This window comes from Paraburkholderia sp. 40 (assembly GCF_050434105.1).
GTDB lineage: Bacteria > Pseudomonadota > Gammaproteobacteria > Burkholderiales > Burkholderiaceae > Paraburkholderia > Paraburkholderia tuberum.
Genome location: NZ_JBNPVY010000004.1, coordinates 4,089,359 through 4,103,172 on the forward strand (window position 1 = coordinate 4,089,359; position 13,814 = coordinate 4,103,172).

Genomic DNA, 13,814 nt, shown 5'->3' on the forward strand with positions numbered 1-13,814 from the left:
CCCTAAGGACCACAGCTCCGCGAATAGGCCGCCAGATGGTGGTCTTACGAAAGTCAAGAGCTGACTTATGCACACTTCGCACGCTGCGGCGCGGTAGAGACTTTAATCGTGCCCCGACCCTTGCACATACTCGGCGCATTTGATCTGAGCCTTGTCCGGCAAGGGTTTGCGGCGCGCGTGATGAAATGTGCGGAATCCCACACAAGGCCGTCGCGGCGCCGTTTGCGGCCCGTCGAAGCGAAGTTCTCAACAAAGTTATCCACAGGGCCGCGAGCCGAGCGCAATTGTTCAGTCGAATCCAAAACTTAGCGGTGAAATTAAGGTTTTACTTTAACTTCTACGGCTTCGCGTCCCGTGCGACCCACCCCGCGCCGCGAGTTGGCCTCGTGCCGGCTCATCCTCAGCGCCACGCCGAGTGAACGAAATGTTCGTCCGCGTCGCGCTCGACCATCCGCTGCCGACCCTGTTCGACTACCGCTGCGACATCTCTGCGGCGGCTGTCGTGGGCACGCTCGTCAGCGTTCCGTTTGGCAAGCGGCACGTGGTGGGGCTCGTTTGCGAAGTGACCGCTCACAGCGACGTGCCGGCCGAGCGCCTGCGTGATGTGGATCAGGTCTGCACGGCGTGTCCGCCGGTGTCGGCACATTGGCTCGCGCTCGCCGCATTCGCCGCGGACTACTATCAGCGCGGTCTCGGCGAAGTGGCGCTGCCGGGGCTGCCGCAGGCGCTGCGCGACGCGTCGCGCTGGTCGCGGCTGTTCGCGCCGGAAGAGCGCTATCGGTTGACGGCCGAGGGCCGCACGGTATTGCCTGACGCTTTGCCCGCCCGCGCGACGGCGCTCCGAGCGCTCGCGCAAGCGCTCGCTCGAGCCGACTTCCTCCTCGCTGCCGACGCCCGCGCGCTGCATCCGAAGGCGCTGGCGACACTCGACACATGGCAGACGGCAGGCTGGGTCACGCTCGATGTGATCGACGCCGCCGCGGTGCCCGCCGCCGCGTCGCTGCCGAACATGCCCGCGCCTGCCCTGCCAACCCTCACTGACGAACAGACGAGTGCGGTCGAAGCGATCCGCGACGCCCACGGCTTCGCGCCGTTCCTGCTGCACGGGGTGACGGGCAGCGGCAAGACCGAGGTGTATCTGCGCGCGCTCGCCGCGATTCTGGCCGGCAAGCCCGATGCGCAAGCGCTCGTGCTGGTACCGGAAATCAACCTGACGCCGCAGTTCGAGGCGGCGTTCCGCGCCCGCTTCGCCGCGCTCGACGCCAGCGCGATCGTCACGCTGCATAGCGGCCTCGCCGAAGGCGAGCGCGCCCGCAACTGGTTCGCCGCGCATACCGGCCGCGCGCGCATCGTGCTCGGCACGCGGCTCGCGGTGCTCGCGTCGCTGCCGCGGCTGGCGATCATCGTCGTCGACGAGGAGCACGATCCGGCCTACAAGCAGCAGGAAGGCTTGCGCTATTCGGCGCGCGATCTCGCGATCTATCGGGCGAAGCAACTCGGCGTGCCGGTCGTGCTTGGCTCGGCGACGCCGTCGCTCGAGAGCTGGTGGCAGGCAGATCAGGGCCGCTACGAGCGGCTCACGCTGTCGCGCCGCGCCGTCGCCGAGGCCGCACTGCCGAGCGTGCGTCTCATCGATCTCGAAGACGAGCGCCGGCGCGGGCGGGCATCGATCGAAGGTTTGTCGGGCCCGTTGATCGCCGCGATGAAGGCGCGGCTCGAACGCGGCGAGCAGAGCCTCGTGTTCCTCAACCGCCGTGGCTACGCGCCGCAACTCGCCTGCGACGCGTGCGGCTGGGTGGCCGGTTGTCCGCGCTGCAGCGCCTACGTCGTGCTGCACAAGCCCGAGCGCGCACTGCGCTGCCATCACTGCGGCTGGGAGTCTCGTATCCCGCGTTCGTGCCCGGAGTGCGGCAACGTCGATATCGCACCGCTCGGGCGCGGCACGCAGCGCGTCGAGGAAACGCTTGCGAGCGCGGTGCCGGGCGCCCGTGTGCTGCGTATCGACGCCGACAGCACGCGCCGCAAGGGCAGCGCGCAGGCGTTGTTCTCGGACGTGCACGCGGGCGAGGTCGATATTCTGGTCGGCACGCAGATGATCGCGAAGGGACACGATTTCCAGCGCGTGTCACTGGTTGGCGTGCTGAACGCCGATACCGCGCTGTTTTCGCATGATTTCCGCGCGAGCGAGCGCCTGTTCGCGCAGCTGATGCAGGTGAGCGGCCGCGCGGGCCGCGCCGGTCTGCCGGGCGAAGTGCTGGTGCAGACGCGCTATCCGCGTCACGCGCTGTATCACGCGCTGTGCCGTCATGACTACGTCGGCTTCGCCAATGCGACGCTCGCCGAGCGACGCGACGCGCACCTGCCGCCGTTCGTCTACCAGGCGCTGTTGCGCGCCGAAGGCCGCACGCTCGAAGCCGCGCTCGCGTTTCTGCACCAGGCCGCCGCCGAACTTGCGCGGATTCCTGCCGCCGAGCGCGTCACCGTCTACGACGCAGTGCCGCTCACGATCGTCAAGGTGATGCACGTGCATCGCGCGCAGCTGCTGATCGAAAGCGCATCGCGCGCGGCGCTGCAGGCTACGCTGCGCGCGTGGCAGCCACTGTTGCGCGCGCTCAAGGGCGTGCTGCGCTGGAACCTCGAAGTCGATCCGCTCGACATCTGACGCCACGGGCCAGATGGCGCCCGCCATACTTCTTTGAGTCATATCCATAGAGCGAATGATCGTTTCGCTTTGCGATCCCGCTCGCCTATAGTCGCCAAATCGGTGCATTTTGGGGCTAAACGACAATAACTTCGCGCCGATGCCACTCAACTTTCTCGGGGCATCTGCAATGAGCGACACCCATCACACCGTGCCGGAGGGCGCCGCGCCGGGTCAGCGGCAAGGTACACAAGACGCGCAAACCGCACGAGGCAGCGGCTTTTCGCTGACCGAAGACTGGCTCGCCGCTGGCGTCGGCCTGCTCGTGATCGTGATCGCGTGGGCGCTGTTCGCGTCGGGCAGCAGCATCAGGTGGCTCGCGGTCGCGCCGGCCAAATGGTCGAGCGTCGCGCAGGCCGCGCAGGACATCGGCAAGCATCTACCCAACTACCTCGCGCTATTCGCGACATTCGCGGTGCTGTTCGGCGCGAGCGTCGCCCTGCTCCGGCAGCGCGTCGGCGCGTTTCTCGCCGCGTTCATCGTCGTATTCGTCGCTTCCGCGCTGATTCTGACGCTCGGCGCATGGGTCGACGCGTCCAGGTACAACCTCGAGCCGCCGCTCGTCGCGCTCGCGCTCGGGCTGCTCGTGTCGAACCTGTTCACGCTGCCGGAGTGGCTCGCGGCCGGGCTGCGCGTCGAGTTTTACATCAAGGTCGGTATCGTGCTGCTCGGCGCGACGCTGCCGTTCACGCTGCTCGTGTGGGCCGGTCCGGTCGCGGTCGTCCAGGCGAGCATCGTGTCATTGGTGACGTTCTTCGTGATCTTTCTCGTTGCGCGAGCATTCGGACTCGATCGACGCTTTGCCGCCGTGCTCGGTGTCGGCGGCGCGGTGTGCGGCGTGTCGGCGGCGATCGCGATTGCCGGCGCGGTACGGGCGAAACGCGAGCAGGCGTCGGTCGCGATCACGCTGGTCGTGCTGTGGGCGATCGTGATGATCTTCGTGCTGCCGTTCGCGTCGCGCTCGCTCGGACTGCCGACGGCCGTCGCCGGCGCCTGGATCGGCACCTCCGAATTCGCCGACGCCGCGGGCATCGCCGCTGCCCAGGCCTATGGCGATTTCGCGCGCCACGCGGGCGGCGCGATCGCCGGCGCGCCGGAAGCGTCGTTGCAGGCCTTCACGCTGATGAAGGTGGTCGGCCGCGACATCTGGATCGGCATCTGGGCGTTCGTGCTCGCAATCGTCGCGACGACGCGCTGGGAAGCGCAGGACAGCGGCGTCGCCGCGCGCGCGAATGCCGGTGAGATCTGGGCGCGGTTCCCCAAGTTCGTGATCGGCTTCGTGATCGCGTCGGCGTTGGTCACGTGGATCGCGAGCCATTATTCACTCGCTGATTACCGTAAGGTCGTCACGCCGGAGTTCGTCGCGCCGATCACGGTGCTGCGCACGTGGGCGTTCACCTTCTGCTTCCTGAGCATCGGTCTGACGACGCGCTTCCGCTCGCTTGCCGCGACCGGTCTGAAGCCGTTCCTCGCGTTCACTGCGGGCGTGGTGGTCAATATCGCGATCGGTTACGCGCTGTCCGCACACGTGTTCGCGTCGTACTGGAACAGCCTCGGATAACGCCGTGAAGATTTCGATGGATCGTGGCGCCGGCGCTGCGCCATACATAGGCACCGTAGAGCGCAGCAGCGCGGCGGACGCGCCCTGCTGCGCCGGATGCCGGCATCGCGTGAGCGAACGGGATGCGCTCGAGCAGCGTATCCCGGGGCTTGCCGTGTTCAGTTCAGGGTTCGGCGCGAGCGTCGCCGATAGCCGACTGTGTCGTCTGCATGACCAGTTGGTATCGCCCGGCGATGTCTGTGCGCGGTTCGAGCCGGTTGCGCCGTCGCTCGGGCCGAGCTGATCCAACAGCGAACTTCAGGCGCAAATCCCCGTGCCAATCCGGTCGCGAATCCCCGCACTCGCGCGCATCCGGCTTCATGAGCCGTTGCGCGCTCTCTCCTGATCTCAGTCGTTCAGCGCGTTTCGCGTATTGCCCGCCGATCCACGCGAGGCCGCGCTCGCACGCTTGCGCTCCTCTTCGCGCCGATTCGGGCCCCTTGTCGCGCCTCGAATGAAAAACACCGCACAGGCCGCGCACATCGCCCAGATGCCCAGTATTACCAGCCACTTTTCCATCACACCAACCTTCGGGAACCCCGTTTATCTTTTCTGTGTGCCCTGAAACCGACGTTTCGGGCCGTCCGTCATCGTGCTTCTGTATATCGGCGCGCGAAGTCGTTTGATAAGGCTTATTTCAAAAATAATCACGCCAGGGAAAGTACCGATCGAAAACGCCCCGGTCCGACTGTCGGTCTCCGCCCGGAAACCCATGTTCCATAAGGCTTCCGACGGGGTGCAACCAACCTGCCGATTTGGTTGCACCTTTTTATTTGGAGGCGTACGATTCGCCCAACTTTTAGTCTTTCGCCAGGCTCGCGCCCGGTATCAGAGAAGGAAACATGGCCAGCACCACCCTTGGCGTCAAGGTCGACGACCTCCTGCGTTCCCGGCTCAAAGATGCCGCCACCCGCCTCGAGCGCACCCCGCACTGGTTGATCAAGCAGGCGATTTTCGCCTACCTCGAAAAGATCGAGCACGGCCAGTTGCCGCCCGAACTGTCAGGCGCGACCGGGACGGCCGATCTCGCCGACGGCGCGGCGGTCGAGAATGAGGAAGACGGCGCATCCCATCCGTTTCTCGATTTTGCGCAGAACGTGCAACCGCAGTCGGTGCTGCGCGCGGCGATCACCGCCGCATATCGCCGCCCTGAACCCGAGTGCGTGCCGTTCCTGCTCGGCCAGGCGCGTCTGCCGGCCAACCTCGCCGGCGACGTGCAGGCGATGGCCGCCAAGCTCGTCGAAACGCTGCGCTCGAAGAGCAAGGGCGGCGGCGTCGAAGGGCTGATCCACGAATTTTCGCTGTCGAGCCAGGAAGGCGTCGCACTGATGTGCCTCGCCGAGGCGCTGCTGCGCATTCCCGACCGCGCGACCCGCGACGCGCTGATCCGCGACAAAATCAGCAAGGGCGACTGGAAATCGCACGTCGGCCAGGCGCCGTCGCTGTTCGTCAACGCGGCGACCTGGGGCCTGATGATCACCGGCAAGCTGGTGACGACCAATAGCGAGACGAGCCTGTCGTCGGCGCTCACGCGCCTGATCGGCAAGGGCGGCGAGCCGCTGATCCGCAAGGGCGTCGACATGGCGATGCGCCTGATGGGCGAGCAGTTCGTGACCGGCGAGAACATTTCCGAAGCGCTTGCGAACAGCCGCAAGTACGAGGCGCGCGGTTTCCGCTATTCGTACGACATGCTCGGCGAAGCGGCCACCACCGAGGCCGACGCGCAGCGCTACTACGCGTCGTACGAGCAGGCGATCCACGCGATCGGCAAGGCCGCGGGCGGCCGCGGCATCTACGAGGGCCCCGGCATCTCGATCAAGCTGTCGGCGCTGCATCCGCGCTACTCGCGCGCGCAGCAGGAACGCACGATGAGCGAGCTGCTGCCGCGCGTGCGTTCGCTCGCGATCCTTGCGCGCCGCTACGACATCGGCCTCAATATCGACGCCGAAGAAGCCGACCGCCTCGAACTCTCGCTCGACCTGCTCGAAGCGCTGTGCTTCGATCCGGAGCTGCAAGGCTGGAACGGCATCGGCTTCGTCGTGCAGGCGTATCAGAAGCGCTGCCCGTTCGTGATCGACTACCTGATCGATCTGGCGCGCCGCAGCCGCCACCGTGTCATGGTGCGGCTCGTGAAGGGCGCGTACTGGGATACGGAAATCAAGCGCGCGCAGGTTGACGGCCTCGAAGGCTATCCGGTCTACACGCGCAAGGTCTACACCGACGTGTCGTACCTCGCCTGCGCGAAGAAACTGCTCGGCGCGCCCGATGCCGTCTATCCGCAGTTCGCGACGCACAACGCGCACACGCTGTCGGCGATCTATCAACTCGCAGGCAACAACTACTACCCCGGCCAGTACGAGTTCCAGTGCCTGCACGGCATGGGCGAGCAGCTCTACGAAGAAGTCACCGGCCGCGACAAGCTGAACCGTCCGTGCCGCGTGTACGCACCGGTCGGTACGCATGAGACGCTGCTCGCGTACCTCGTGCGCCGGCTGCTCGAGAACGGCGCGAACACGTCGTTCGTGAACCGCATCGCCGACGAATCCGTCGCGATCAAGGACCTGGTCGCCGATCCGGTCGAGGAAGCGTCGAGAATCGCGCCGCTCGGCGCGCCGCACGCGCGCATTCCGCTGCCGCGCAATCTGTATGGCGCGGAACGGCTCAATTCGATGGGCTTCGATCTGTCGAACGAGCATCGGCTCGCGTCGCTGTCGTCGGCGCTGCTCGCGAGCGCGCATCATCCGTGGCGCGCCGCGCCAATGCTCGAAGACAACCAGATCGCGGTCGGCACCGGGCGTGACGTGCGCAACCCGGCCGACCAGCGTGATCTCGTCGGCACGGTCGTCGAAGCGACGGCGGAGCACGTGAGCGCCGCGCTCGGCCATGCGGTGGCCGCCGCGCCGATCTGGCAGGCGACGCCAGTCGAGGCGCGCGCGGATTGCCTCGCGCGTGCCGCGGATCTGCTCGAAGCGCAGATGCACACGCTAATGGGCCTCGTGGTGCGCGAAGCGGGCAAATCGCTCGCCAACGCGGTCGCGGAAATCCGCGAGGCGATCGACTTCCTGCGCTACTACTCGACGCAGATCCGTGACGAGTTTTCGAACGACACGCATCGGCCGCTGGGTCCGGTGGTCTGTATCAGCCCGTGGAATTTCCCGCTGGCGATTTTCATGGGCCAGGTGGCCGCCGCGCTCGCGGCCGGCAACACGGTGCTCGCGAAACCGGCCGAGCAGACGCCGCTGATCGCAGCTCAAGCGGTGCGAATTCTGCGCGAAGCGGGTGTGCCGGCGGGCGCGGTGCAACTGCTGCCGGGCAATGGCGAGACGGTCGGAGCCGCGCTGGTCGCCGATCCGCGCACGCGTGCGGTGATGTTTACCGGCTCGACCGAAGTCGCGCGTCTGATCAACAAGACGCTGTCCGGCCGACTCGATCCGGATGGCAAGCCGATTCCGCTGATCGCCGAAACCGGCGGCCAGAACGCGATGATCGTCGACTCGTCGGCGCTCGCCGAGCAGGTCGTCGCCGACGTGCTGCAGTCGTCTTTCGACTCCGCCGGTCAACGGTGTTCGGCGTTGCGCGTTCTTTGTTTGCAGGACGATGTCGCGGACCGCACGCTCGAAATGCTGACGGGCGCGATGCGCGAGCTCGCGCTCGGCAACCCGGACCGGCTGTCGACCGACGTCGGCCCGGTGATCGACCTGGACGCGAAGCGCGGCATCGACGCCCACATCGCGGCGATGCGCGACAAGGGCCGCAAGGTCGAGCAACTGCCGCTGCCGGAGGGCGCGACGCAGGGTACTTTCGTGCCGCCGACGCTGATCGAGCTCGACAGCATCGACGAGCTGAAGCGCGAAGTGTTCGGTCCGGTGCTGCACGTGGTGCGCTATCGCCGCAGCCAGCTCGACAAGCTGCTCGAACAGATTCGCGCGACGGGTTACGGTTTGACGCTCGGCATCCACACGCGCATCGACGAAACGATCGCGCACGTGATCAGCCGCGCACACGTAGGCAACATCTACGTGAACCGCAACGTGATCGGCGCGGTGGTCGGGGTGCAGCCGTTCGGTGGCGAAGGACTGTCGGGTACGGGGCCGAAAGCCGGCGGTGCGTTATATCTGCAGCGTCTGCTCGCAACGCGTCCGGCTGGTTTGCCGAAGTCGCTCGCGCAGGCGCTGGTGGTCGAAGTACCGCAGGCGGCGCAGGCTGCACAACAGGGCGACAATCCGGCGGCCGCGCTGATCGCGTTGCGCGACTGGCTGATCGCCGAGCGCGAGCCGCAGCTTGCCGCGCGTTGCGACGGCTATCTGTCGCATGTGCCGGCGGGCGCGACCGCGGTACTGTCGGGGCCGACCGGCGAGCGCAATACGTACACGCTGGGCCCGCGCGGCACGGTGCTGTGTATCGCGTCGACGGCGAGCGGCGCGCGCGTGCAGTTCGCGGCGGCGCTGGCTACGGGAAATCGTGCGTTGTTCGAGGGCGCGGCCGGTGAACAATTGGTTTCGCAATTGCCGGCGTCGCTGAAGGCCCACGCGAGCGTGAAGAAGAGCGCCGACGCGCCGTTCGACGCCGTGCTGTTCGAAGGCGACAGCGATGAGCTGCTTGCGCTCGTGAAGGAGGTCGCGAAGCGCGCGGGGCCGATCGTGTCGGTGCAGGGCGTCGCGGCCCGTGCGCTCGCGAGCGGCGACGAGGACTACGCGCTCGAGCGTCTGCTCACCGAGCGCTCGGTCAGCGTGAATACCGCGGCGGCAGGAGGCAATGCGAATTTGATGACGATCGGTTGAGCGAACCTCGGCGATTTATTCAATAGAAAGGAAGCGGCACGGCGACCCCGACACCGCTTCATCCACACCTGGTATCAAGGAGAAGCTATGCAACACAAAATGAAACAGCTGGCAGGCGCAGCTCTGGTTGCCGCCATGTCGCTGGCGGGGACGGCCAACGCTCAATCGACGGAAGACGTGAAGATCGGTTTCGCCGGTCCGATGACGGGCGCACAGGCGCACTATGGCAAGGACTTCCAGAACGGCATCACGCTCGCGGTCGAAGAGTTCAACGCGACGAAGCCGGTGATCGGCGGCAAGCAGGTTCACATCGTGCTCGACTCGGCCGACGACCAGGCCGACCCGCGCACCGGCACGACGGTCGCGCAAAAGCTCGTGGATGACGGCATCAAGGGCATGCTGGGCCACTTCAACTCGGGCACGACGATTCCGGCCTCGCGCATCTACGCGAACGCGGGCATTCCGCAGATCGCAATGGCGACCGCGCCGGAATACACGCAGCAGGGCTTCAAGACCACCTTCCGCATGATGACGTCCGACACGCAGCAAGGCTCGGTCGCTGGCACGTTCGCGGTGAAGAACCTCGGCATGAAGAAGATCGCGATCGTCGACGATCGCACCGCTTACGGCCAGGGTCTTGCGGATCAGTTCGAGAAAGCTGCGAAGGCGGCAGGCGCGACGATCGTCGATCGTGAATACACGAACGACAAGGCCGTCGACTTCAAGTCGATCCTGACCAAACTGAAGTCGTCGAACCCGGATCTGATCTATTACGGCGGCGCGGATTCGCAAGCAGCACCGATGGTCAAGCAGATGAAGCAGCTCGGCGTGAAGGCGCCGCTGATGGGCGGCGAAATGGTCCACACGCCGACCTTCATCAAGCTCGCCGGCGATGCGGCGAACGGCACGGTGGCTTCGCTCGCCGGTTTGCCGCTCGAAGAAATGCCGGGCGGCAAGGCATACGTCGAGAAGTACAAGGCGCGCTTCAACGAAGACGTGCAAACGTACTCGCCGTACGCGTTCGACGGCGCGATGGCGATGTTCACCGCGATGAAGAACGCGAACTCGACCGATCCTGCCAAGTACCTGCCGGTGCTCGCCAAGACGTCGAAGCCGGCCGTGACGTCGGCCAACCTCGCATACGACGCGCGCGGCGATCTGAAGAACGGCGGTATCACGCTGTACAAGGTCGTCGATGGCAAGTGGACGACGCTGCAAAGCGTGGGCGGCAAGTAAGTTTTTTGCTGACTACGGTTGATAGAAAACCCCGCTCTGGCGGGGTTTTTTTATGGGCGGCGCATTCGACACGCTGTCAGGCCACGTGGCGATTTTCACTGCCCGCGCATCTTCCTCCCCTGCTCACGAATCATCTCGAGCGTCGCCGCGGGCGTGCTCGCTTCCTGCGGCATGCGAATATCGATCACGGCCGGCAGCTGCGATTCGATCGCGCGTTGCAACGCCGGCAGAAAATCCCCGGTACGTTCAACGGTTTCGCCATGCGCGCCGAACGATCGCGCGAATGCCGCGAAGTCCGGATTCGTGAGGCCGGTGCCATGCACGCGATGCGGATAGTGTCGCTCCTGATGCATGCGGATCGTCCCGAATTGGCTGTTGTTGACGACGATGAACAGCACGCGCAGGTCGTACTGCATCGCTGTCGCGAGCTCCTGCGCGGCCATCATGAAGCAGCCGTCGCCGGCGAGCGCGACCACCGCGCGCTGTGGATACAGCGACTTTGCCGCGAGCGCCGCCGGCACGCCGTAGCCCATCGCGCCGCTCGTCGGCGCGAGCTGGGAACGGAAGTGCCGATACGAGAAATGCCGATGCAGCCACGTCGCGTAATTGCCCGCGCCGTTCGTGAGGATCGCGTCGTCGGGCAAGTGGGCGCGTAACTGCTGGATCACTTCGCCCATCTGCACGTCGCCGGGAATTGGGCGCGGCTTGCGCCAATCCAGATACGCGCGATGCGCTTCTTCAGCGGCACCCGCCCAGGCGAGCCTGCCGGACGACGACGGTTTCAGTTCCGCAAGCATCGCCGCAAGCTCAGGCATGCCCGAGACGATCGGCAGATCGGCCGCATATACGCGGCCCAGTTCTTCCGCGCCCTGATGCACGTGCACGAGCGTCTGCTTCGTCTTCGGGATGTCGAACAGCGTGTAGCCGTTGGTCGTCGCTTCGCCGAGGCGCGGGCCGAGCGCGAGCAGCAAGTCCGCATCGCGAATGCGCTGAGCGAGCGCCGGATTGATGCCGAGACCGACGTCGCCCGCGTAGTTCGGATGCTCGTTGTCGAAGGTGTCCTGGAAGCGGAACGCGAGGCCAATCGGCAACTGCCAGTTTTCGATGAAACGCTGCAGGTCCGCGCATGCGGCCTCTGTCCAGCCGCTGCCGCCGGCGATCACCATCGGCCGTTGCGCGCCTTCGAGCAACTCGCGCAGCTTCGCGATCTGCGCGGCCGATGGCGACGCCGCCACGCGGTGATAAGCGGGTGCGCCAGTTACCGCGTCGCAGGCGTCGCTCAGCAAGTCTTCGGGCAGCGCCAGCACGACCGGCCCGGGCCTCCCTGAGGTGGCCGTATGAAACGCATGGCTCAGATATTCGGGGATGCGCTTCGGGTCGTCGATCTGCGCGACCCACTTCGCCATCTGACCGAACATGCGCCGGTAGTCGATCTCCTGAAAGGCCTCGCGATCGAGATGTTCGCGCGCGCACTGACCGATCAGCAGAATCATCGGCGTGGAGTCCTGGAACGCAGTATGAACGCCGATCGACGCATGCGTCGCGCCCGGCCCGCGCGTGACGAGTGCGACACCCGGGCGGCCGGTCAGCTTGCCGAGCGCTTCGGCCATGTTCGCGGCCGCGGCTTCGTGACGGCAGACGATCGTCTGGATGCGCCCGGTTTCGTCGTGCAGCGAATCGAGCACGGCGAGAAAGCTTTCGCCGGGGACGCAGAACACGCGCTCGACGCCGTGTGTGAGCAACGCATCGACGACGAGGCGCGCGCCGGTCGTGCGTGCGGTATGGGAAGCGATAACGGAATTGGAAGCGGGATTGGAAGCGGGAGCATTCGGCAGCGACATTGCGAAGAAGCCTCCTGGCAGTGCGTGGGTGCGTTGGGATGGAGCCGCATCGGCGGAACGTGCAACAGCGGCCGATGGGCGCTTCGACAGCTTACGCCGAGCACGTGGGCGCTGTCATGGCGCAGCGCAACTGTTCGATCGGCGTGCGCGCAACACGATCGCGCAAATGAAAACGCGAGCCGCAAGGCCCGCGCTTTTCCGATGCGATCGCACGCAATTGAATGCCGCGCTCAACGACTCAACACTCGACGATATTTACCGCGAGTCCGCCGCGCGACGTTTCCTTGTACTTGGTCTTCATGTCCGCGCCGGTTTCGCGCATCGTCTTGATCACCGAATCGAGCGACACGTAGTGGCTGCCGTCGCCGCGCAACGCCATGCGTGCGGCATTGACCGCCTTCACCGATGCCATCGCATTGCGCTCGATGCACGGAATCTGCACCATGCCGCCGACCGGATCGCAGGTGAGCCCGAGGTTGTGCTCCATGCCGATTTCCGCGGCGTTCTCGACCTGCTTCGGCGTGCCGCCCATCACGGCGGCCAGCGCGCCCGCGGCCATCGAGCATGCGACGCCGACTTCACCCTGACAGCCTACCTCCGCACCGGAGATCGACGCATTCAGCTTGTACAGGATGCCGATCGCGGCGGCCGTCATCAGGAAGTCGATCACGCCCTGCTCGTTCGCGCCCGGCATGAAGCGCGTGTAGTAATGCAGCACCGCCGGAATGATGCCGGCCGCGCCATTGGTCGGCGCGGTTACGACGCGCCCGCCCGCCGCGTTCTCTTCGTTGACGGCGATTGCGTACAGGTTGATCCAGTCGACCATGGACAGCGGATCCTGCAACGCGCGCTCAGGGTTGCCCGTCAACGCGCGATAGAGCTGCGGCGCGCGCCGCTTCACCTGGAAAGGTCCGGGCAAGTGACCATCGGCATCGGGATTGTTGATGCCGCATCCGCGCGCGACGCATGATTGCATCACGTCCCAGATCTTCAGCAGACCCGCGCGCGTCTCTTCCTCGCTGTGCCAGACGCGCTCGTTTTCCCACATCAGCTGCGCGATGCTCTTGCCGCTCGCCGCACACAGCGCGAGCAATTCGTTGCCGGTACGGAACGAATGCGGAAGCTGATCGACGGCGCTCAATACCTTCGTGTTCGGTGCGCCGGCCGTCACGACGAAGCCGCCGCCGACCGACAGATAGGTCGACTCGCGCAGCGTTGCCCCTTGCGCATCGAAGGCGAACAGCTTCAGGCCGTTCGGATGCTCGGGCAGCGCCTGACGATAAAACGCGATGTGCTCTTTCTGCACGAAGGGCACCTCGTGCGTGCCGAGCAGCGCGAGTTGGCGCGACGTGCGCACTGCTTCGAGCCGTTGCGCGATCGTCTCGGGATCGACGGTGTCGGGCGCGTCGCCCATCAGGCCCAGCATGACGCCGCGATCGGTGCCGTGTCCCTTGCCGGTCGCGCCGAGCGAGCCGTACAGCTCCGCTTTCACCGATGCAGTGGAAGCGAGCAGCCCGTCGCGCTCGAGTCCCTGGACGAACATCAGCGCCGCGCGCATCGGCCCGACCGTATGCGAGCTCGACGGACCAATGCCGATTTTGAAGAGATCGAAGACGCTGACTGCCATGTACTGCTCCCTGCCTATAGATAAAGAG

7 protein-coding genes are annotated in these 13,814 nt (G+C 65.9%); 5 read left to right on the forward strand and 2 right to left on the reverse strand.

The genetic code is table 11. The annotated features are described in order from the left end of the window. Positions 1-424 precede the first annotated feature (424 nt). From OKW28_RS40865 to OKW28_RS40885, 5 genes are all read left to right on the forward strand, one after another. Positions 425-2,662, forward strand: coding sequence for a primosomal protein N' (locus tag OKW28_RS40865; RefSeq protein WP_429453837.1), 2,238 nt, complete (start codon positions 425-427; stop codon positions 2,660-2,662). Positions 2,663-2,831: 169 nt separating this feature from the next. Then, positions 2,832-4,262 carry a YeiH family protein gene (locus OKW28_RS40870; RefSeq protein WP_429453838.1) on the forward strand — a complete coding sequence of 477 codons (1,431 nt, stop codon included), beginning with the start codon at positions 2,832-2,834 and terminating at the stop codon, positions 4,260-4,262. Between the two features lie 109 nt (positions 4,263-4,371). Then, entirely contained in the window at positions 4,372-4,545 is a 174-nt protein-coding gene (locus tag OKW28_RS40875; RefSeq protein ID WP_429453840.1) for a hypothetical protein, read from the forward strand. A gap of 598 nt (positions 4,546-5,143) precedes the next feature. Then, positions 5,144-9,082, forward strand: coding sequence for a trifunctional transcriptional regulator/proline dehydrogenase/L-glutamate gamma-semialdehyde dehydrogenase (gene putA, locus OKW28_RS40880; RefSeq protein WP_429453842.1), 3,939 nt, complete (start codon positions 5,144-5,146; stop codon positions 9,080-9,082). An 87-nt stretch (positions 9,083-9,169) separates the two neighbouring features. Continuing rightward, a complete protein-coding gene (locus tag OKW28_RS40885) occupies positions 9,170-10,318 on the forward strand; it encodes a branched-chain amino acid ABC transporter substrate-binding protein (protein WP_429453844.1) in 1,149 nt (382 codons plus the stop codon). A gap of 95 nt (positions 10,319-10,413) precedes the next feature. Here the strand turns inward: OKW28_RS40885 and OKW28_RS40890 are convergent, their stop codons facing one another. Both OKW28_RS40890 and OKW28_RS40895 read right to left on the reverse strand, forming a co-directional pair. Beyond that, the gene (locus OKW28_RS40890) at positions 10,414-12,159 is read right to left on the reverse strand and encodes a thiamine pyrophosphate-binding protein (RefSeq protein ID WP_429453846.1); all 1,746 of its coding nucleotides are present in this window, start codon (positions 12,157-12,159) and stop codon (positions 10,414-10,416) included. A gap of 238 nt (positions 12,160-12,397) precedes the next feature. After that, positions 12,398-13,786 carry an L-serine ammonia-lyase gene (locus OKW28_RS40895; RefSeq protein ID WP_090802417.1) on the reverse strand — a complete coding sequence of 463 codons (1,389 nt, stop codon included), beginning with the start codon at positions 13,784-13,786 and terminating at the stop codon, positions 12,398-12,400. Positions 13,787-13,814 lie beyond the last annotated feature (28 nt).